The sequence below is a fragment of the Gleimia hominis genome (assembly GCF_002871945.2).
GTDB lineage: Bacteria > Actinomycetota > Actinomycetes > Actinomycetales > Actinomycetaceae > Gleimia > Gleimia hominis_A.
Genome location: NZ_CP126963.1, coordinates 429,929 through 448,731, shown reverse-complemented (window position 1 = coordinate 448,731; position 18,803 = coordinate 429,929). Strand labels below are relative to the sequence as shown.

Sequence of the window (18,803 nt, the reverse complement as noted above, 5' to 3'; positions counted from 1 at the left end):
CATATTAGTACCTTTGGGGCCGATTGTATAATAGACCACTTTTTTGCTTGCAGCGTTAATGTGAACCTGTTTCCACCGCTTTTGACTAACGGTTACTTGCGGACGCTGTTGCTTTAGAGGTGTATTTGTTCGTGAAATGCAAGACAATGGGCGTGTGACTATTATTCAGATTCCGCAAGTAGATGATGAACCAATCGCCGCTGTCTTGCGTTCTCTAGCTATCCAGCCGCTTGGTGCAGACACTTTCCGCGCCCAGTCCCTGCCGCAGATGGGACGCATTTATGGCGGTCAAGTGGTGGCACAGGCGCTGATTGCTGCCTGCTCTACGCTGGATGAACCACTGGAGCGCCTGCCACATTCGCTGCACGCGTATTTCCTTGTGGGTGGAGATCCGCACAAGCCGATAGACATTGAGGCGGATCGGGTGCGTGACGGCCGGTCGTTTTCTTCCCGCACAGCGGTTGCGAGGCAGGAGGGCCGCGATATCCTCACGCTGCTAGCAAACTTCCATATCCGGGAGGACGGTCCGGATTATTCTGCTCCCATGCCGGATGTGCCTGAACCAGAGAAGTTAATGTCTGCGCTGGAGTATTTCCGCACGATGAACAATCCGGTTGGGAAGTACTTGGGGAATACGGTTGCTTTCGAATCGCGTCACGTGCAGGATTCGCTGTACATGCATAAAGAACCGAAGATCGCCTCGTCGCAGCAGGTGTGGATTAAACCGCGGGTGCCGATTCCGAATGCGACGCCACTGGTTGGGCGGATTTTGCTGGCGTACGTGCTGGATCAGTTCATTATGGAACCGGCGTTGCGTTCGCGTGGACTGTCGTGGCTCTCCCCCGGTTTGATGCTCGCCTCGTTGGACCACGCGATGTGGTTTCATCGCGATTTTGATATTAACGACTGGTTGCTCCTCGATCAGAATTGCCCCTCAACGTGTTCGAACCGGGCAATGGGGTCCATGCGTGTGTTTACGCGTGAGGGCGTGCTGGTGGCTGAAGTGATGCAAGAAGCCATGATGCGGGTGCTGGAACCTAAACCGGGTGAGAAATCACACTTTGAGTTCAATGTCCCGCCGGCGCACTAGCGGGCACACTCAGGTTCCGCAGTGGCATTCGTGGTAGCGCGGCCTTTGTGGTGCGCCGGTTTCGGAGTTGCATTCGTGGTGGCGAGTCTTTCGTAGTGCGCCGGTTTCGTAGTTGCGCCCCCGGCAGGATTCGAACCCGCGACCAAACGCTTAGAAGGCGTCTGCTCTATCCCCTGAGCTACGGAGGCACTCAGAACAAGCTTAGAGTAAACCGGGCATAATCACCGAATTCTGCCTGCCACGCCCGTGTGCGGTGCCGAATGCGGGCTTATTCACGCGCTAAAGCTCCAATTCGTCGTGCTTTTATGCAGCTCTTAGCCGAGCTGTTTTTTGGTCTAAGCTGGTAGTTATGAGTATTGACAAACCCTTGGTATGGATTGACTGTGAAATGACCGGCCTCGACCTGGAGCACGATGCGCTCATTGAGGTGGCGGTAGTGGTGACGGATTCGCAACTCAACATTGTGGATCCGGGGATTGACGTACTCATTAAACCGTCGGATGCCGCACTGGACCACATGGGAGATTTTGTGCGGAAGATGCACACTTCGTCGGGTTTGCTTGAGGATCTTGCTGACGGCATTGATATGGAGCAGGCGCAAGCGCAGGTGCTGCAATATATTAAACGGTTTGTGCCCCGCAAGGGTAAGGGATTGCTTGCCGGCAACACGATTGGGACCGACAAGATGTTCCTAGAACGCGACATGCCGGAAGTAATAGACCACCTCCACTACCGCGTTGTTGACGTGTCTTCGTTGAAGGAACTGGCGAAACGCTGGTTCCACCGTACTTTTGAAGAGGCACCGGAAAAACACGGGGGACACCGCGCGCTTGCTGACATCCGCGAGTCCATCCAAGAGTTGGAGTACTACCGCCGCGTTTTGTTCCCTCGCGATGAGGGCCCCACACGCGAGCAGTGCCGAGAGGTTGCGCGCGAAGTGGAAGCGTTGGGAATTACCCGCACCGACCAGTAAGCTCGTCCCGGCGGATCGGCCTTTCCCAGCTAGAAAGCTCGTTCCGGCGGATCGGCGTTTCCAGCTAGCGAGCCCTATCCAACTGATCGGCCTTTCCTAGGCAGCGAGATTTTTCGGCTGGGAAGTCTTCCCGAACAGTGGGGTCCCTCCGGCCTTCAGGTCCTCTGCGGGATGTGGATGGGTTTTTTCCACAACCTCGCCTCACACTAGAGTTTCCACAACGAGGCTGGACTGTGGTTTTCTACGAGCATCCGCGTTGCCAGTATTAGTGGTGTCCAATAACGAGATTCATGGTTAAAAGTTTTAGGAGTGGACACCGTGAGCAACAACGAAGTATCAAAGAAAAGTGACAAGCAGCAAGTGGAAATGCCGGTGCAGGGCCGCATCCGTGCGTCAGGTTCGGGCACTGTGAATGTGACTATCCGTGGCCGCGCCGGCGGTCCAGTCGATCTTTACTACCTCGATTCGGGTGCCACGATGGGCCGTTTCCGGCTCGCTGTCACGCGCCGAGGTAGAGATGAGGCCGGCACGTGGCACGACATGGATACCACTTGGTACTCCGTGAAAATGTGGAACCAACTGGCACAAAATGCAGCCCACTCAGTTAAGAAGGGCGACCCGATTATTACCACGGGCCGGCTGTCAATAAACGAGTGGGAAGACGAGGCGAGTCAGAAGAAGAACACGGAGTTAGTTATTAACGCCTCAACTGTTGGACACGACTTAGCGTACGGGGTTTCAAACTATGCTAAACCGATGCGGGTTCAACGCGATAAAATGCCCACCGTGGACACTAACGTGAACGAGGTTGAGCATCCAAAGACGGATGAAGCGCAAGCAGATCCGTTAGGTGTTGGAGAGGAAGAATCAGCCCTGGTGAGTTAATGCGCATTGTCGCCTACTTCCCCACCCATTGAGTAGACTGTAGAGCGGTAAAACACTGAAAGACTACTTTTTAGGAGCGCAGTGGCTGAATACATCTACTCAATGGTTGGGGCGTCAAAACGTCACGGGGACAAAGTTATTTTGGATAACGTGACGATGGCTTTCCTGCCGGGCGCAAAAATAGGCATGGTAGGGCCCAACGGCGCGGGTAAGAGTTCTATTCTGAAGATCATGGCGGGTCTAGATACCCCCTCCAACGGTGAGGCTCGGCTCACCCCGGGTTACAGCGTTGGGATCTTGCAGCAAGAACCCCCACTTGACGAAGACAAAACTGTGTTAGAAAACGTGCAGTTGGGCGTGTGGGACACAGTTAAGCAGCTGAAACGGTTCAATGAGGTCTCCGAGCAGATGGGTGATCCAGACGCTGACTTCGATGCCCTCATGGAAGAAATGGGAAAACTGCAGTCCGAAATTGATGCGGTGAATGGTTGGGATCTGGATTCTCAACTGGAGCAGGCGATGGACGCTCTGCGGTGCCCACCTGGGGATGCCGATGTGAAAGTGCTTTCCGGTGGTGAACGCCGCCGCGTCGCACTGTGCCGGCTACTGCTGGAACAGCCCGACTTGCTGCTGCTCGACGAGCCCACCAACCACTTGGACGCGGAATCGGTGCTGTGGCTAGAAAAACACTTGCAAACCTACCCGGGTGCGGTCATTGCCATTACCCACGACCGCTACTTCTTGGACCACGTGGCGGAGTGGATCGCGGAAGTCGACCGCGGCCGCCTCTACCCGTACGAAGGTAACTACACCACGTACCTAGAGAAGAAACGTGAACGACTCAACGTGCAAGGCAAGAAGGACGCCAAACTTGCGAAGCGTTTGAAAGATGAACTGGAGTGGGTGCGCACCAACGCGAAAGGGCGGCAGGCGAAGTCTAAAGCCCGTTTGGCTCGCTACGAAGAGATGGCGGAAGAGGCCGAGCGGACCCGCAAGCTCGACTTTGACGAGATTCAGATCCCACCGGGTCCACGGCTTGGAAACGTGGTGATTGAGGCAAGGAACCTGCGTAAAGGTTTCGGCGATCGAGTGCTCATTGACGACCTGTCGTTCTCTCTTCCACGCAACGGCATCGTCGGTGTGATCGGCCCCAACGGGGTTGGTAAGACCACACTGTTCAAAACCATCGTGGGCCTCGAACCACTGGACGGTGGAGATCTGAAAGTGGGTGAAACCGTAAAGATCTCTTACGTAGACCAAAACCGCGCGGGGATTGACCCGGATAAAACCCTGTGGGAAGTAGTTTCCGACGGCATGGACTACATCGAAGTTGGGAACGTAGAGATGCCCTCCCGAGCCTACGTTTCAGCGTTCGGTTTCAAAGGTGCGGACCAGCAGAAACCCGCGGGGGTCCTCTCAGGTGGTGAACGCAACCGCCTGAACCTCGCGCTAACCCTCAAACAAGGTGGGAACCTGTTACTGCTCGACGAACCAACGAACGACCTAGACGTGGAGACGCTCAGCTCGTTAGAGAACGCGTTAGAGAACTTCCCCGGTTGCGCCGTCGTGGTAACTCACGATAGGTGGTTCCTTGACCGTGTCGCCACCCACATCCTGGCTTGGGAAGGCACGGAAGAAAACCCCGCGCAATGGTACTGGTTCGAAGGTAACTTCGAAAGCTACGAGAAGAACAAGGTGGAACGCCTAGGTGAAGAGGCCGCGCGGCCACACCGCGTGACCCACCGCAGGTTAAAACGCGACTAAGAATCGCCCACCTACCAGTCGGTTAACAACATGCTGGTGCCCCGCTCATGCGGGTGCACCAGCATTGCTTATGCGCCAACCAACCAAAAACGGTAGGTACAAAACGGTAGATGCCACGCTTTACAAGTGCTCGAACTTTACAAATTCTCGAGGCATCACAAGTTGTCTATGCTGTAAATGCTTTCTCGGCTTCAGAGGTTCTCGAGCTCTTTGAATGCAGGTCCGAACGTAGCGCGGAAAGCGGTGAGCCCATGTGCTTTCAACACGCGCGGTAAAGTGAACTTGTTCGCCGACATGGCCCGCCCATCCACGCACAGCTGCGCGTTCTCCAACTGGGTACGTAGCCGCCGCAGCTCATCCGACGTTCCCGCCCTCAGGTCACGAAACCGTGCGCGCCCCGTCCCCATGGGGCTCAATCCCCATTCCAAAGAGCACACGTCAAACACGCGCACCACCAGGTTCGCTCCATCTTCTGCTGTGCTGGCAATAGTTATCAGATACACGGGGGTTCGCTGCTCAAGGGTTTCTTGGATCACTGCTGTAGTGGTGCGGTCAAAAGGCCACCAACCTGAAGCAAGGTTACTCACCTGAACGTCCGCTGGAACCTCAACCGCATTCTCCACCTCTTTGCAACGCCGCGCCGGACCAAGTGACACGACGTACGCATTAATGTTTCCAGGAATACTCACACACTTGACGTTGCGAGTCGGTATCAGTCGGGTGAGTTCAAAGTGGTCGGAAACAGTTCCAGATAGCAACGCATTTTGGAATTCGATCCGGATTGAATCTGCCGCTTCCTTTTCTTGAGGGACGCGGTCCAACTTATAGTAGACGCGGTGAACTTCAGGGCGTAGACCTTGGGAATCTAAGGTTTTAACACGGGTTCTAACTTCATCGCTGCTCTGGGTGGCTGCGGCGATTAGGTCTTCGCAGGTGGTACCAAGCTCAAAAACGCCGGTGTAGAAACATTCACCGTTCGGGCTGCTTGCAGTCCGGTTGGGATCCATCAGAGCGTATACATAGTATCCCATAGTTAAACACCTGAACTTTCAACTGTGACTACTACGCGCAGTCACATTATCATCGCATCATTGAGGTTAAAGAGAACGACATGTTGTTTACAGCCTAGCAAATGCTAAACACGTGTTGATATCGTACGACCGTTGGCCGGTTAGTTACACAAATGTGCCCCTGGTTTCCCCAGGGGCACCGATAGGGTAAACAGCGATTAGCTGTCGATATCTACCAGACCTAGTTTGTAAGCTTTCACCAGGCGACGCGGCACGCGGACCTCACGACCCTGCACGCGAATAGTCACCAGGTCAGTGAGCTTAGCCTTCCAGGTAGCTCGGCGCGTACGCGTGTTCGCACGCGACATTTTCCGCTTTGGAACTGCCATTTGCTTGCCGCTCCTCTATTAAAGATGACCAATTACTAACCTGGTTAGCATACCAAATCTACAGGTAGGTTCAAAGAAAAGCGGTAAGGAACTACGTCACAGCGAGTGAAGGTTCTCGGTGGTGAGGATCGGTAGGCACAGCAACCAGTAGTCAGCATGACTGATGTGCTACGCGCCCGATTGTGAGCGTAGCCAACGCTCACGGCTATGGGTCTTCAAAGTGAGGCCCGCTTGGTTTCAATAATACGATACGTTAGGAGGGGTGTTTTAGGAGGAAGCAGAGTGCGGAGCATACAATCCGGTAGTTTGGTGCGCCATGAGCTGGAGGTGCAGCGGTCACGTTTCATCACCACTGTTGCGCATACCCCAACTGAATCCGCGGCACGCACTTTCATCAGTGAGATAAAAACAGAGTTCCCCGATGCAACCCACAACTGTTCCGCATTCGTGGTGAAGCCAGACGGCATGAACGAAGTGGGGCATTCCAGTGACGATGGGGAGCCGTCCGGCACTGCGGGCCCTCCTATGCTGGAGGTCCTGCTTCAAAACAAACTGGTTAATGTGACCGCGGTGGTGACCCGGTATTTTGGCGGAACTCTGCTGGGGGCCGGCGGGCTCATCCGCGCGTATTCAACCTCCGTGTCCGAAACCCTGGATCGCTGCCAAGTGGTGCAGCTGGTAGACCAACGCAGGTTCCGCGTCACCGTTGACTACGATGTGGCCGGCAGGCTTGAAGCGCAGCTGCGGGCCCGTCACGCGCAAATCCTGGATGCGGCGTACACCAACCGGGTGCAGTTAGTGTTCAGCACGGACGAGCCCCTGGCCTCAAGAATAGGAAGTTTAATCGCTGAGGTAGCGTCTGAACCCGTGCCGGTTGAAGAACTGGATCCGCTGACAGTGGAAAAACCAGTTTCGCGGTAGCACTCGAGTGTGGTTGCCGTTAGGATCGTAACCGTGATGAACACGGCACGTTTTGTTAAGAGGATCTTTCAGCAGCACGGTAGCTGTTGCACGTGTCTGTAGGGTGCATGGCTTTACCGCGTTGCCAATTCTGCGCCTTGTGCGAGCCGGTGACTGCTGCGCCCATGTACCCGTAGACCACTAAAGACCATTATTAACCGATGCCAATTAGTTAGGGATTTTCATCATGTCAGAATCTGTTTCAGCAAACTTTGCTTCAAACATCACGCAAGCCGTTGGAAACACGCCTCTGGTTCAAATCAACCGTATTACCGGCGAGAACGCTAGGGTGCTCGCGAAAGTGGAGGCCTACAATCCAGCAGGGTCAGTTAAAGACCGGATCGCGATCGCAATTGTGGACGCCGCAGAAGAATCCGGGGAACTGCGCAGCGGCGGCACGATTGTAGAAGCCACGTCTGGGAACACCGGGGTAGCCCTCGCGATGGTCGGAGCGGCACGCGGGTACAAAGTTGTTATCACCATGCCCTCGTCCATGTCGGTGGAACGCCGCGCACTCATGCGGGCGTTTGGTGCAGAACTGATTCTCACCGAACCGAAAGATGGGATGCAGGGCGCGGTTGATGCCGCCGCTGACGTGGTTAAAAAACGCCCAGGAGCCGTTTTGGCGTCCCAGTTCACGAACCCCGCGAACCCGCACATTCACCAGGTGCGCACCGGGGAGGAAATCTGGGAACAAACCGGTGGCAATGTGGACTTCCTCGTGGCCGGGGTGGGCACGGGCGGCACCATTTCGGGCGCGGCCCGCACTTTGAAAGAAAAGAACCCGAACTTGCGCGTTGTCGCTGTGGAACCAGCAGAGTCACCACTTCTTTCTGAGGGACACGCAGGACCTCATGGGATTCAAGGGATCGGCGCGAATTTTGTTCCTAAAAACTACGCGGCGGACCTGGTGGACGAAGTGATTACGGTTCCAACCGACGAAGCATTGGCCTTTGCGCGACAGGCTGCGGCGCAAGAAGGCCTGCTGGTTGGTATTTCTTCTGGAGCGGCCCTGTGGGCCAGTAAGCAGGTGGCTGCGCGCAGTGACGCGGCCGGTAAGACGGTGGTGACGATTTTGCCTGACACCGGGGAACGTTACCTGTCTACCCCACTGTGGAAGGACTACTTGAAGTAACTAGCGGTGCCCACAAACTGGGCATGCAGCGTGAAGTGAGGTGCTAAGCAACTGGGCTGGGTCGCATTCGGGCCCGGCCCAGTTAACTCCCCCCCTCCCCCTAACGAGTTACCCCTAACGCAGGTGCCGTGCGGCCCCGATAGAATCTAAACCGTAAGTACGGAACACGAGAAGAGAGTACACACCAGTGGCGTCCCAAACCTTGAAGATCCGCGAGCTTATTCGCGAAGACCTGCGTAATGCCATGAACCGGGACCCGGCGGCGCGGTCGAAACTGGAAGTGGCCCTCACCTACGCGGGCGTGCACGCCCTGTGGGGGTACCGCATTTCGCACGGCCTGTGGGAACGGGGTTTGAAAACACTTGCCCGCATCGTTTCTTCCCTCACCCGGATGCTCACTTCAGTTGATATTCACCCTGAGGCACAAATCGGACGGCGAGTTTTTATCGACCATGCGATTGGCGTGGTGATTGGTCAAACCACGGTAATTGGCGATGACGTCGTGATTTTCCACGGAGTAACCCTCGGTGGAGTTTCCATGACGCAGGGCAAACGCCACCCCACTGTGGAATCTAACGTGATGATCGGCGCGGGCGCCAAAGTGCTCGGCCCCATCACCATCGGTTCGGGCGCAAAAGTAGGGGCGAACGCCGTCGTCGTTAAAGACGTTCCCGCCGACCACGTGGCAATTGGAGTGCCAGCGAAACTGCGGCCAGCCACCAGTGAATGCTCTAACGCAGACCTGATTATAGACCCTACCCTCTACATTTAACTCGCCTCGGCGTTCAACTAGCCGCGGTTCGGGCGTGGAAACCAGATTCCGTTCGGGCAATCTCGCGCGCGGAACCCAAACCCCGTTCGGGCAATCGCGCGTGGAACCCAACCCCCTGTTCGGGCAGGCTCGTGAGGTGGTGGAACCCGCCGCTAATCCCTCAAACGCGTGATTACCTGCATATAAGGGCATAAAGTAGAGGTATGTCACAACTCACATTAAAAGCCCAACTGGAGGCCTTATCGGGATTGTCAAAACCGGCGGGGGTAGAGCTTGCGACACTCACCCGGTTCGACATTCCTGCAATCGCCTCGCTAACCCTGGTGGCCTACGGCACGGACGAAACAGCAGAAAACCTAGTGGAAGCCGTTGAAGAGCTCCGCATGACGTTCTCCGGTGCGTTTGGACGCGTTCTAGACAACCTCTTTGTCGGTGCGTGGCAAGACGGCGAACTCGTAGGCGCAATTTTAACCACGGTGGATCCCCCGTGGGATGACCTCCCGAAGGATGAACCGTTCATCGTGGATCTAGTTGTCAACCCCAAAGTGCAGTCAAAAGGGATCGCCACTGCGCTAATTGGGGAGGTCGCTAGCCGGGCCGGAGACCTGGGGTACTCATCAATCGGAATGCGGTTCAACAAGGCGTATACGCGCGCAGCGCAGCTGTACGACTACCTCGGGTTCGAAGCGCTGTCCTAGCGTTGGCATCGGCTGCACCAGAACAGGCGCCGCCCTGCCACACGCTTTTCCTTAACTGGGGTTCCGCACACCAGGCAGGGCCGGCCGGTGCGGTGATACACGTAAAACCGGGAGGCTTCCGGATCGTGCTCCAAAGCTGGATCAGGCCGGTCGGTGGGTGAAACAGTTGTGATTATGCCCGTGTCCACCCCCGCGCTCATCAGCTCCACCAGGTCGTCCCACAGTCGCATGAGGCGACGCTCACCCGTGCGACTTCCAGCGCGGAACGGAGAGATCCCCACTCGGAACAGTGCTTCAGCGCGGTAGATATTCCCGGGCCCGGCCACCACCGACTGGTCCATCACCAGTTCCCCAATTGCACGCGAAGAGCGACGAATATTCGCACAAAACCTCGCACACGAGTCGTCGCTTTGATGCAGCGGATCTGGCCCTAACCTGGCCAGTATTTCCTCCACTTCGGCGCGTTCTACCAGTTCACACCGATTTGGCCCGCGCAAGTTCGCAACCTCCCCGGAGCGGATGATTTGCAGGCGTACTTGGCCGACAGCGGCGGGTACCTGCCCCTCAAACGATTCAAAGCCCCACTTGCCATACAATCCCAAGTGAATGTGGATGTAGCGCTGGCCAAACTGGAGGAACAGGTGCTTTCCATGCGCAAAAGCCCCCGTCAGTGCCTGGCCCGTCAGCTGTTTAGCCGCGGATTCGAACCGCCCTTGCGGGGACGATATCTGGAGTGCGCACCCCGTGAAATCGGTGTTAAACCGCTGCGCAAGGCGGTGGAGAACGTGTCCTTCTGGCATACCCCTATTCTTACCATCGGCTGTGTCCCATTGAAAATGCGACAATGGAAGCATGGAACGCAGCGAAGTATTGTGGCAGGTTTTCCCCCTGGGTGCTTTAGGAGCCCCGTCGGTGAACGCGAAGTTGGACGGTAAGCAACCGGATTCCCCTCCGCGCCACACCCTCGCGGACTTGGTTCCCTGGTGCGATCACGCCGCGAACTTGGGAGCAACGGGAATCCTATTGGGCCCGATTTTCGATTCGTACTCGCACGGGTATGACACGGTCGATCACTACACGATTGACCCCCGCCTGGGAACGCGTGATGATTTCGACACCCTAGTTCATGCTGCCCACGCGAAGGGGTTGAAAGTAGTGTTAGACGGCGTGTTCAACCACGTGGGATCGCGCCATCCATACTTGCTGGATCTTGCGCAAAACGGGCCGCGCAGTGAGTACGCGGATTTCTTTCGCGTCAACTGGCAGGGGTGGTCCGCCGGTTCCCTTCCGCAGTACGACACGTTTGAGGGACACACTGGGCTCGCCGCGTTGAACCATGAGCACTCGGGGGTGCTCACCTATATTCAGCGGGTAATGAGGTACTGGTTAGAAGCCGGGGCAGACGGCTGGCGGTTAGATGCCGCATACGCGCTCGACCCGGCAACGTGGACCCAGATCCTTCCACCTGTTCGCGAACAGTTTCCAAACGCGTGGTTTTGCGGCGAAGTTATTCACGGCGACTACCCCGCGCTGGTGCGGGCATCCGGGTGGGATTCCCTCACGGAATACGAACTGTGGAAAGCAACGTGGTCTAGTGTGCGCGAACGGAACTTCTTCGAACTGGATTGGACGCTGCGCCGGCACAACGAGTTCCTAGACACGTTTGTGCCGCAAACATTTGTGTCTAACCACGACGTCACCCGGATCGTGTCGCAAGTTCACGGAGATGCGCAGGCTCTTACCGCCGCGGTGATTCTTTTCACGGTAGGCGGAATCCCATCAATCTACTACGGCGACGAGTTCGGTTGGGGTGGTGTAAAAGAAGAGCGCCTCGGCGGGGACGACGCAATCCGTCCCCCACTTCCCGATTCGCTTAAGAACGCGGCTTGGAATGCGCGCGAGAAAGAATTCTGAGGGCATACAAGGAACTCGTTGCATTACGGGCGCAGCACCCGTGGTTAATGACCGCGCGCACGCACGTGGAGTACCTCGATAACGAACAGATCCGCTACTGCAGTAAGGGTGCTAACGGGCAGGCACTAACAGTGATGTTAAATACTGCTAGCACCCCGGTTCCGGTAGACCACGAGATGCTGAGCGGAATCCGGCAATGGCTGCTGTCCCCCAGCGAAGACGGTCTGCACCACGCAGCCATCGGATACCCACAAATCCCGTAACCGCCCCGGGCGGGGCCTTGCGTGGGCATGCGACAGCAGTGCAACGGCGATGCCTTGCTGTCGCATGCGTAAGCGCGCCCAGGCAACCACTGTAAACGCGCCCAGGCAACCACCGTAAGCGCGCCCAGGCAAGCGCGACGCGCCAATGCCCGGGCCGCTACTTAGGAAGGACGATGCTGACCAGTTTCGGAGCCCGCACAATCACTTTCAGTGGCTCCCGCCCACCCAGCGCTTTTTGAGCTGCCTCAGTTTCGAGCGCCAGTTGTTTTAGCTCATCCTCATCAATAGAAGGTTTCACTTCCAGCCGCGCCCGAACTTTACCAGATATCTGCACCACGCACGTGACCGCGTCCTCTTCCAGCAGTGACTCGTCTGTAACAACTGGGAAGGGTTCGCGCGTGAGTGACTGCGTGTGCCCAAGCCGCTGCCATAGTTCCTCCGCAATGTGCGGAGCCAGCGGCGCAACCATCAAAATGAGTGGTTCCATCGCCTCACGCGGCACCTGCTTCAACCCGGTCAGGTGGTTATTCAACACGATCATGCGGGCCGCCGCCGTGTTCAAACGCATGTGCTCGTACTCGTCCGTGACCTCGTGAATAGTGCGAGCCACCAGTTTGCGCGTTTTCAGGTCTGCTGGCTCTTCGGACACGGTAAGCGCACCAGTTTTCTCATCTATCGCGTTGCGCCACAAGCGTTGCAAGAATCGGTATGACCCAACTACCGCCCGCGTATCCCAAGGCCGAGAGATCTCCAGCGGCCCCATCGACATTTCGTACAGTCGGAACGTGTCCGCCCCGTACTCGTCACAAATCTCGTCTGGGCTAATCACGTTCTTGAGGGACTTACCAATCTTCCCGTATTCACGCTCAACGGGCTCGCCCCGGTACGTCCAGCCGGTTTGCTCATCCCCCTCAACCTCAGCGGCGGGCACGTACTGACCGCGCGCATCTGTGAACGCGTAGCCCTGCACGTACCCCTGGTTGAAGAGCTTGTGGAACGGCTCTGAAGAAGACACATAGCCGAGGTCGAACAGTACCTTATGCCAGAACCGCGCGTACAGTAAGTGCAGCACCGCATGCTCCACACCCCCAACGTACAGGTCCGTACCACCAGATTCCCCGTCGCGGCGCGGCCCCATCCAGTACTGCTCGTTTTGCGGATCAATCAGCATTTCTTCATTATGAGGATCTGCGTACCGCAGTTCGTACCAGCAGGACCCCGCCCAGTTCGGCATTGTATTCGTATCCCGGCGGTAGGTTTTTAATCCGTCCCCGAGGTCCAGCTCCACCTCCACCCAGTCGCGTGCCCGGCCGAGCGACGCTTCGGGCGAAGAGTTCGCATCATCCGGGTCGAATGTGCGCGGACGGAAGTCATCTACCTCCGGCAAAGTAACTGGTAAATGCGACTGTGGTAAAGCATGCGCCCGCCCCTGCTCGTCGTAAACCACTGGGAACGGCTCCCCCCAGTACCGCTGGCGCGAGAACAACCAGTCACGCAACCGGAACGTTGTAGCGGCGCGGCCCACTCCGGCGCGATCCAGCCACTTCGTCACCTTCTCGATCGCATGCGCCTTATCTAAACCATTGAGGTTAATCGCGTCATTGGCAGAGTTCACGATCTGCCCATCGCCCGTCCACGCGCCTTCCTCATGGTCCGGTCCAGGCTGAATCGTGATGACAATATCCAGATCGAACTGCTTCGCAAATTCGTAGTCACGTTCGTCATGAGCTGGCACCGCCATGATCGCTCCGGTGCCGTACCCCATTAGGACATAGTCGGCAATGAAAACTGGGATCTGCTTCCCATTCACCGGGTTCGTCCCAAACACCCCGGTGAACACCCCGGTTTTCTGCCCACCATCTGCAGTGCGTTCCTCTTCCGTACGCGCAGCCGCCCAATCGCGGTAACTCTGCACCGCTTCACGCGGGCTAGCGTAACCACCCGTCCAGGCTGCCCGCGTGCCCTCAGGCCAAGAATCTGGCACGGTAACCGAATCGGTACCAACAAGCGGGTGTTCGGGGGCAACCACCATGAATGTGGCGCCAAACAGCGTGTCCGGGCGCGTGGTAAACACTTCCAACTGCTCCAGCGCACTCCCCTGCCCCGGAGCGACCGCAAAGTGCACGTACGCGCCGTGAGAGCGACCAATCCAGTTCCGCTGCTGGGCAACCACCTTATGTGGCCAATCCACGGTCTCCAGATCATCCGCCAGCCTGGAAGCATACGCGGTTATGCGCATCATCCACTGGCGCAACCGAGATTTGAAAACCGGGTAGTTACCGCGTTCAGATCGGCCTTCGTTAGTAACTTCCTCATCTGCAAGCACCGTACCTAAACCCGGACACCAGTTGACGGGCGCTTCTGCCACGTACGCCAAGCGGTACTGGTCGAGCAGTTCCCCGCGCTCCCCCTCATCCATCTGATCCCAAGGTTTTCCACCGGTTTCGCGGGCACCGGAGGCGAACTCGTCACGCAACTGTGTAATCGGCCGGGCCGCGCCCTGGGAACCGTCGGGCGCAACCGCGTTCTCGTCGTAGAAAGAGTTGTAGATTTTGAGGAAAATCCACTGCGTCCACTTCACGTAGTCCGAATCCGTGGTCTGGAACGACCGGCGCGAATCGTGCGAAAGCCCAATGCGGCGCAGCTGGCGACGCATGTTCGCCACGTTCTGATCCGTAGTTATGCGCGGGTGCTGGCCGGTGGAGATCGCGTACTGCTCCGCGGGTAAACCAAACGCGTCAAACCCCATGGTGTACAGCACGTTCTCACCTTTCATCCGGTGGTAGCGCGCCATCGTGTCCGTGGCGATATACCCCAGAGGGTGCCCAACGTGCAGGCCAGCGCCGGACGGGAATGGGAACATGTCAAGCAGGTAGTACGGTTTCTTACTTGCCAGCGAGCCAGCTAGGTCACCCACGGGGTTATCCGCGTAGAACGCTCCTGAACGTTTCCACTGGTCTTGCCACCGCTGCTCAATCTCCCCCGCCAAATGCTGGTCGTAACGATGGGGAGTAGTGTCCGTAGCTTCGCTCATGTTCTCCTCTTCTCGGTCATTAACGCCTCTCAGACTACCGCAATGCGCCCGCCACATCATACCTGTCCACATGTGCAGGTTCGCCCGGGTACCGCCCTCGGATCGGGGGGTTGCGCCAGCGCCTAACCCCGAGGCGCATTTGAATCCCAAAGTAAAACGTGAGACCGAAAAGAAGCAGCTATGCGGAGCCGGATGATAATAAAGACAGGTAGGGTCCGCTTGAGCGGACCCTACCTGTCTTTGTAACTTCTAGCGAACTCCTAGCTAGATTTCGTGTGAATAGGTTCTTTTGCTAAGAACCTAAATCTCTATGCTAAGAATCATCGAGCTAGATGCAGCGTTGCACCGATTATTCGGTGGCCGCACGCAGGAACCAGGCCTGCTGTTCCAAACCAGAAACAACGCTGATCAGTAGGTCACCGGTAATCGGATCGGCGTCGTCGGCAGCCCCCAGGTTCTCCCGAACCTTATCGCACACAGCCTGTACCTTCTCTGCCATCAGCTGGTAGGTCTTGTCTACGGAGAGGTCACCGTTTTCAATCTCATCCAAAGACGTGGTCTTCGATACCGTAGCGGAGCGGCCATCGGGGTTGCCACCAATTGTCGCGAGGCGCTCAGCAACCTCATCCAGGTCGGTGCGGACTAGAGAAACAACCTCATCCAACGCCAGGTGCAACGCGCGGAAGCGTGCGCCCTTAATGTTCCAGTGAGCCTGCTTTGCCTGTAGCTCCAGCTCGATCAGGTCTACCAGTGTTTGCTGTAGTGATTCTTCAACTACTGCGTCAAACTTCGCCATAATCTCCTCCTTTATTGAGATCGACTTGCGAGGGCAAAACCGACCGCTCCCTAAACAATTTGGTTATTACATGCACTATTTAGCTGCGATCGCTTTTGTATCTCAAAGCCCTATAACTCTTCCAGACTATCATCACGGGCAGGTTGTATCCACAGGTGCCGCCCTAAGTCCCCTAATGGCGAAAGAAAAAAATGAGACACTAACTGCATGACTGTTTTTGAAGAAATCATCGCCGGAAACCTACCCGCCAAGTTCGCTTACGCCGACGATTTGTGCGTCGTATTCGCAACCCACGAGCCAATTAACCCCGGGCACATGCTCGTCGTACCGCGCAAAGCATACTCCGCGTGGACACAGATGCCCACGGACGAACTAGCCCACCTTGCTAAGGTAGCGCAGCTAATCGGCCAGGCACAAACAAAGACCTTCGAATGTGACCGCGCTGGCCTAACAATTGCCGGCTTTGAGGTCCCGCACGTGCACATGCACGTCATCCCCCTCACCTGCGAGGCCGACCTGGACCTGTCGAAAGCCCGCAAGATTTCTGAACGCAAACTCGAAGCGTCCACATCCGCACTACGAGCCCAGCTCAAAGAAATGGGACATGAGGACAACGTACCGATCGTAATTGATTCGCCAGAACTGGACTAACCGGCAGGACTGCTAACAGGCAGAATCGTCAAACTGCAGACCTTCTTGAACGCAAGCTCATAGGGAACCGTAGTTACAGCTACGACGCAGAATCGGGCACTATTGTGAGGGATCACAGTAGTGCCTGAATTTTATCCATCATGGTTAACACCAATACGAGGATTACCACGAGATGGAGCGCAATCCCCGTGAGCCACCAGTATCCGCGCAGCAAACGCGCATTCGGATTCGGTTCAAAAGCACGCGGTACCCAAATGCATCCGACCCAGATTGCAGCCGACCAGGTAACCATGCAGTAGGGGCATAGCACCCCGAGTTGCACCACCGACACGTAGATGAACCATCCGATTGCCCCGAACCCAGCCGCGCACCCAAGGGCAACTCCCAACCCGACGATTCGCGGTATTTGCGTGCCCAGCAGTTCCAGCAGCGCGATTACACTAAGCGCTGTGAACGCGATGATGCCCAGCACGGAGTTCGGAACGCCTAGCACGTGCCCCTGGGCGGACCCAAGCGATTTAGCGCAGGTAACTAACGAGTTAATATCGCACCCCAGCCGCTGCTCGGGTGCCGAAAGCACCCCCAACTCTGACTGCAGGAGCGCCACGCTTGCGAACGCACCCACCAGCCCTGCCACCAGCACCACAATCTGCTGGGGCCGCGTTAGTGACGCCACCGAGTTTCCCTCAAGGTATTTCAACACGGCACTCCCCACTGGTTTGTATCTACCCACTCGTTCGTAACTGTCCAAATACGAGTCGCAATTGTTCCTTCCGGTTCAAGAAGTAAGCTTTATGCGGCTCGGCGTGCATACGCAATCCGCGCGGCCCACCACTCAAGTTTACGCCAACGCACTCGATGTGCCGCTGCCACCTCGGGGCAATAATGTGCCCCAAAACTCACAAAAGTGATTTGTAGTTTATCCACGCCGGTGAGTAAGATATTTCTACGGACGCGCCATTAGCTCAATCGGCAGAGCAACTGGCTCTTAACCAGTGGGTTGGGGGTTCGATTCCCTCATGGCGCACCGACCAGGCACTAATCTTGCTTGGTACGCGCCATTAGCTCAATCGGCAGAGCAACTGGCTCTTAACCAGTGGGTTGGGGGTTCGATTCCCTCATGGCGCACCCCCATCACACATCACTGGTTCCCGTTTTATGACTCCCGGTGGCTATCAGTTAACCCCTTCTATAATCCAAGCTAATGGTTTCATTGCCTTCACTGTAGGCGTTGGAAGCAGCTAATAATAGCAAGCAGCGGATTAGCAAAAACGCGCTTCACCTGCAAAAATAAGCGTATGCTGAACCGGCTGGTAGCCTGGAACGCCAGGCTCGCTGGAGCTTTTACACAGTAGCCACATACGAATACCGCACTGCTGGTGCTTGAAAGGTAGTTTCGAGTGAGAGATCTCCATCCTAGTGAAGAGAACCTATTGGATTCGATCGGTAAGGTACTCACACAGCGCGCGCGCACGGAGGCTATCCCAAAAGAAACGATTGACGAAGCCGCTCGCATGGTCGGCTCCATCGTGAACACCCGCCCAACGTTAGACAGCATGGTAGGCCCCACGTGTGGCACCGCGGACCTGGTGGACTGGCTGGGGATATCGCGCCAAGCAATCAACAAAGCCCTCAAGGAGTACCGTCTGCTGGGGGTGCGCATGGGGACGCGTTCGTGGAAGTACCCCGTGTGGCAGTTAACGGACGACCACCAAATCGTGTCCGGTATGGCTCAGGTGCTGGGACGCATCTACGATGTGGCCTCTAGCGTTGAAAACGGGCACTGGTTCGTAACTCCAAACACGGATCTGGATAACGTCACGCCGGCCGACTGGATGCGAGACGGAAAAGAACTGAATACCGTGGTAGGTGCGGCGGAGCGTTACGCCCGCCGGTTGCGCTAGTCGATTCCGAGATCCTTGCGCAGGCGGGCCACGTGCCCTTTGGCGCGCACCCCGTAACGGGCGTACTGGATCTTACCGTCTTTACCAACCACGAACGTTGACCGGATCGGTCCTTTAATAAGTTTGCCGAAGTTCTTTTTCTCTCCCCACGTCCCCCATTCGGTTTGCACGCGCTTATCGGGGTCGGATGCGAGCGGGAAGTTCAGCGACTGTTTGGTCTTAAACTTTTCTAAGGCCGGCATCTTGTCGGAACTAATGGCAATCACGGTGAAGCCTGCGGATTTCAGGGATTGTAATGAGTCTCTGAAGTCGCAGGCTTCCGTTGTACACCCCGGGGTGGATGCTTTCGGGTAGAAGTAGACGACAACGCCGTTTTGCGCGTTCGCTACCGCGGTGGATAGTTCTACTGTTCCTTCGGTGGATTCTAGTTTGAAATCTGGGGCGTCTTGCCCCTCAGTTAGTTCTACCTTACTCATGCTTCGATTGTCTCACACTCAAGTGAGATTGCGATTTTTATGAGTAGTGGGCAACCGGCTCTATCCCCTCATGCCGGCCATAACCCAAT

20 protein-coding genes and 3 tRNA genes are annotated in these 18,803 nt (G+C 56.5%); 15 read left to right on the top strand and 8 right to left on the bottom strand.

Going from position 1 to position 18,803, the window contains the following annotated elements; genetic code table 11:
* Positions 1 to 154 precede the first annotated feature (154 nt).
* A complete protein-coding gene (locus CJ187_RS02060; RefSeq protein WP_284667789.1) occupies positions 155 to 1,090 on the top strand; it encodes an acyl-CoA thioesterase in 936 nt (311 codons plus the stop codon).
* A 115-nt stretch (positions 1,091 to 1,205) separates the two neighbouring features.
* Here the strand turns inward: CJ187_RS02060 and CJ187_RS02055 are convergent.
* Positions 1,206 to 1,278, bottom strand: a tRNA-Arg gene (locus tag CJ187_RS02055).
* A 161-nt stretch (positions 1,279 to 1,439) separates the two neighbouring features.
* Between CJ187_RS02055 and orn the strand changes: the two genes are divergently transcribed.
* From orn to ettA, 3 genes are all read left to right on the top strand, one after another.
* Entirely contained in the window at positions 1,440 to 2,063 is a 624-nt protein-coding gene (gene orn, locus CJ187_RS02050) for an oligoribonuclease (protein ID WP_102215972.1), read from the top strand.
* Positions 2,064 to 2,381: 318 nt separating this feature from the next.
* Complete coding sequence (locus tag CJ187_RS02045) at positions 2,382 to 2,948, top strand: single-stranded DNA-binding protein (protein ID WP_146003053.1); 567 nt, start codon at positions 2,382 to 2,384, stop codon at positions 2,946 to 2,948.
* Positions 2,949 to 3,029: 81 nt separating this feature from the next.
* On the top strand, positions 3,030 to 4,712 hold the full coding sequence (ettA, locus tag CJ187_RS02040; protein ID WP_102215974.1) for an energy-dependent translational throttle protein EttA: 1,683 nt from the start codon (positions 3,030 to 3,032) through the stop codon (positions 4,710 to 4,712).
* Between the two features lie 191 nt (positions 4,713 to 4,903).
* Here the strand turns inward: ettA and CJ187_RS02035 are convergent, their stop codons facing one another.
* Positions 4,904 to 5,743 carry a hypothetical protein gene (locus CJ187_RS02035; RefSeq protein ID WP_102215975.1) on the bottom strand — a complete coding sequence of 280 codons (840 nt, stop codon included), beginning with the start codon at positions 5,741 to 5,743 and terminating at the stop codon, positions 4,904 to 4,906.
* 197 nt (positions 5,744 to 5,940) lie between these two features.
* On the bottom strand, positions 5,941 to 6,111 hold the full coding sequence (gene rpmF, locus CJ187_RS02030) for a 50S ribosomal protein L32 (protein WP_102215976.1): 171 nt from the start codon (positions 6,109 to 6,111) through the stop codon (positions 5,941 to 5,943).
* Positions 6,112 to 6,393: 282 nt separating this feature from the next.
* Between rpmF and CJ187_RS02025 the strand changes: the two genes are divergently transcribed.
* The 5 genes from CJ187_RS02025 to CJ187_RS02005 all read left to right on the top strand — a co-directional run bounded on the left by CJ187_RS02025 (position 6,394) and on the right by CJ187_RS02005 (position 9,676).
* Positions 6,394 to 7,032 carry a YigZ family protein gene (locus tag CJ187_RS02025; RefSeq protein ID WP_158237703.1) on the top strand — a complete coding sequence of 213 codons (639 nt, stop codon included), beginning with the start codon at positions 6,394 to 6,396 and terminating at the stop codon, positions 7,030 to 7,032.
* 226 nt (positions 7,033 to 7,258) lie between these two features.
* A complete protein-coding gene (cysK, locus tag CJ187_RS02020) occupies positions 7,259 to 8,206 on the top strand; it encodes a cysteine synthase A (RefSeq protein ID WP_102215978.1) in 948 nt (315 codons plus the stop codon).
* Between the two features lie 187 nt (positions 8,207 to 8,393).
* Complete coding sequence (cysE, locus tag CJ187_RS02015; protein WP_102215979.1) at positions 8,394 to 8,978, top strand: serine O-acetyltransferase; 585 nt, start codon at positions 8,394 to 8,396, stop codon at positions 8,976 to 8,978.
* Between the two features lie 34 nt (positions 8,979 to 9,012).
* A complete protein-coding gene (locus CJ187_RS02010) occupies positions 9,013 to 9,150 on the top strand; it encodes a hypothetical protein (RefSeq protein WP_158237704.1) in 138 nt (45 codons plus the stop codon).
* Positions 9,151 to 9,181: 31 nt separating this feature from the next.
* On the top strand, positions 9,182 to 9,676 hold the full coding sequence (locus CJ187_RS02005; RefSeq protein ID WP_102215980.1) for a GNAT family N-acetyltransferase: 495 nt from the start codon (positions 9,182 to 9,184) through the stop codon (positions 9,674 to 9,676).
* Here CJ187_RS02005 and CJ187_RS02000 read toward each other — a convergent pair.
* Complete coding sequence (locus CJ187_RS02000; RefSeq protein ID WP_102215981.1) at positions 9,673 to 10,476, bottom strand: Fpg/Nei family DNA glycosylase; 804 nt, start codon at positions 10,474 to 10,476, stop codon at positions 9,673 to 9,675. The two genes, CJ187_RS02005 and CJ187_RS02000, sit on opposite strands and share 4 nt — an antisense overlap.
* A 52-nt stretch (positions 10,477 to 10,528) precedes the next feature.
* Between CJ187_RS02000 and CJ187_RS01995 the strand changes: the two genes are divergently transcribed.
* A complete protein-coding gene (locus tag CJ187_RS01995; protein ID WP_284667783.1) occupies positions 10,529 to 11,590 on the top strand; it encodes an alpha-amylase family glycosyl hydrolase in 1,062 nt (353 codons plus the stop codon).
* Positions 11,591 to 11,637: 47 nt separating this feature from the next.
* Positions 11,638 to 11,853 carry a hypothetical protein gene (locus CJ187_RS01990; protein WP_434737333.1) on the top strand — a complete coding sequence of 72 codons (216 nt, stop codon included), beginning with the start codon at positions 11,638 to 11,640 and terminating at the stop codon, positions 11,851 to 11,853.
* A gap of 157 nt (positions 11,854 to 12,010) precedes the next feature.
* On the opposite strand, the gene leuS is transcribed toward CJ187_RS01990, so the two are convergent.
* Both leuS and CJ187_RS01980 read right to left on the bottom strand, forming a co-directional pair.
* The gene (gene leuS / locus CJ187_RS01985) at positions 12,011 to 14,887 is read right to left on the bottom strand and encodes a leucine--tRNA ligase (protein ID WP_102215983.1); all 2,877 of its coding nucleotides are present in this window, start codon (positions 14,885 to 14,887) and stop codon (positions 12,011 to 12,013) included.
* Positions 14,888 to 15,236: 349 nt separating this feature from the next.
* Positions 15,237 to 15,683 (bottom strand): Dps family protein, encoded by a 447-nt coding sequence (locus tag CJ187_RS01980; RefSeq protein ID WP_102215984.1) that lies wholly within the window; start codon positions 15,681 to 15,683, stop codon positions 15,237 to 15,239.
* A 207-nt stretch (positions 15,684 to 15,890) separates the two neighbouring features.
* On the opposite strand from CJ187_RS01980, the gene CJ187_RS01975 reads away from it, so the two are divergent.
* Positions 15,891 to 16,334 carry an HIT family protein gene (locus CJ187_RS01975; RefSeq protein ID WP_102215985.1) on the top strand — a complete coding sequence of 148 codons (444 nt, stop codon included), beginning with the start codon at positions 15,891 to 15,893 and terminating at the stop codon, positions 16,332 to 16,334.
* 112 nt (positions 16,335 to 16,446) lie between these two features.
* Here the strand turns inward: CJ187_RS01975 and CJ187_RS01970 are convergent, their stop codons facing one another.
* Complete coding sequence (locus CJ187_RS01970) at positions 16,447 to 17,010, bottom strand: vitamin K epoxide reductase family protein (protein WP_158237705.1); 564 nt, start codon at positions 17,008 to 17,010, stop codon at positions 16,447 to 16,449.
* A gap of 278 nt (positions 17,011 to 17,288) precedes the next feature.
* On the opposite strand from CJ187_RS01970, the gene CJ187_RS01965 reads away from it, so the two are divergent.
* From CJ187_RS01965 to CJ187_RS01955, 3 genes are all read left to right on the top strand, one after another.
* Positions 17,289 to 17,361, top strand: a tRNA-Lys gene (locus CJ187_RS01965).
* Between the two features lie 28 nt (positions 17,362 to 17,389).
* Positions 17,390 to 17,462, top strand: a tRNA-Lys gene (locus CJ187_RS01960).
* A 272-nt stretch (positions 17,463 to 17,734) separates the two neighbouring features.
* A complete protein-coding gene (locus CJ187_RS01955) occupies positions 17,735 to 18,238 on the top strand; it encodes a hypothetical protein (RefSeq protein WP_146003054.1) in 504 nt (167 codons plus the stop codon).
* Here CJ187_RS01955 and CJ187_RS01950 read toward each other — a convergent pair.
* Positions 18,235 to 18,714 (bottom strand): peroxiredoxin, encoded by a 480-nt coding sequence (locus CJ187_RS01950; RefSeq protein WP_102215988.1) that lies wholly within the window; start codon positions 18,712 to 18,714, stop codon positions 18,235 to 18,237. The two genes, CJ187_RS01955 and CJ187_RS01950, sit on opposite strands and share 4 nt — an antisense overlap.
* Positions 18,715 to 18,803: the final 89 nt, after the last annotated feature.

Excerpts from the sequence above, each read along its gene's own strand:
- leuS (WP_102215983.1), bottom strand. The coding sequence starts at position 14,887 with ATGAGCGAAGCTACGGACACTACTCCCCATCGTTACGACCAGCATTTG.
- CJ187_RS01980 (WP_102215984.1), bottom strand. The coding sequence starts at position 15,683 with ATGGCGAAGTTTGACGCAGTAGTTGAAGAATCACTACAGCAAACACTG.
- CJ187_RS01975 (WP_102215985.1), top strand. The coding sequence starts at position 15,891 with ATGACTGTTTTTGAAGAAATCATCGCCGGAAACCTACCCGCCAAGTTC.
- CJ187_RS02005 (WP_102215980.1), top strand. The coding sequence starts at position 9,182 with ATGTCACAACTCACATTAAAAGCCCAACTGGAGGCCTTATCGGGATTG.
- rpmF (WP_102215976.1), bottom strand. The coding sequence starts at position 6,111 with ATGGCAGTTCCAAAGCGGAAAATGTCGCGTGCGAACACGCGTACGCGC.
- CJ187_RS02035 (WP_102215975.1), bottom strand. The coding sequence starts at position 5,743 with ATGGGATACTATGTATACGCTCTGATGGATCCCAACCGGACTGCAAGC.
- CJ187_RS01990 (WP_434737333.1), top strand. The coding sequence starts at position 11,638 with ATGACCGCGCGCACGCACGTGGAGTACCTCGATAACGAACAGATCCGC.
- CJ187_RS01995 (WP_284667783.1), top strand. The coding sequence starts at position 10,529 with ATGGAACGCAGCGAAGTATTGTGGCAGGTTTTCCCCCTGGGTGCTTTA.
- cysK (WP_102215978.1), top strand. The coding sequence starts at position 7,259 with ATGTCAGAATCTGTTTCAGCAAACTTTGCTTCAAACATCACGCAAGCC.
- CJ187_RS01950 (WP_102215988.1), bottom strand. The coding sequence starts at position 18,714 with ATGAGTAAGGTAGAACTAACTGAGGGGCAAGACGCCCCAGATTTCAAA.
- CJ187_RS02000 (WP_102215981.1), bottom strand. The coding sequence starts at position 10,476 with ATGCCAGAAGGACACGTTCTCCACCGCCTTGCGCAGCGGTTTAACACC.
- orn (WP_102215972.1), top strand. The coding sequence starts at position 1,440 with ATGAGTATTGACAAACCCTTGGTATGGATTGACTGTGAAATGACCGGC.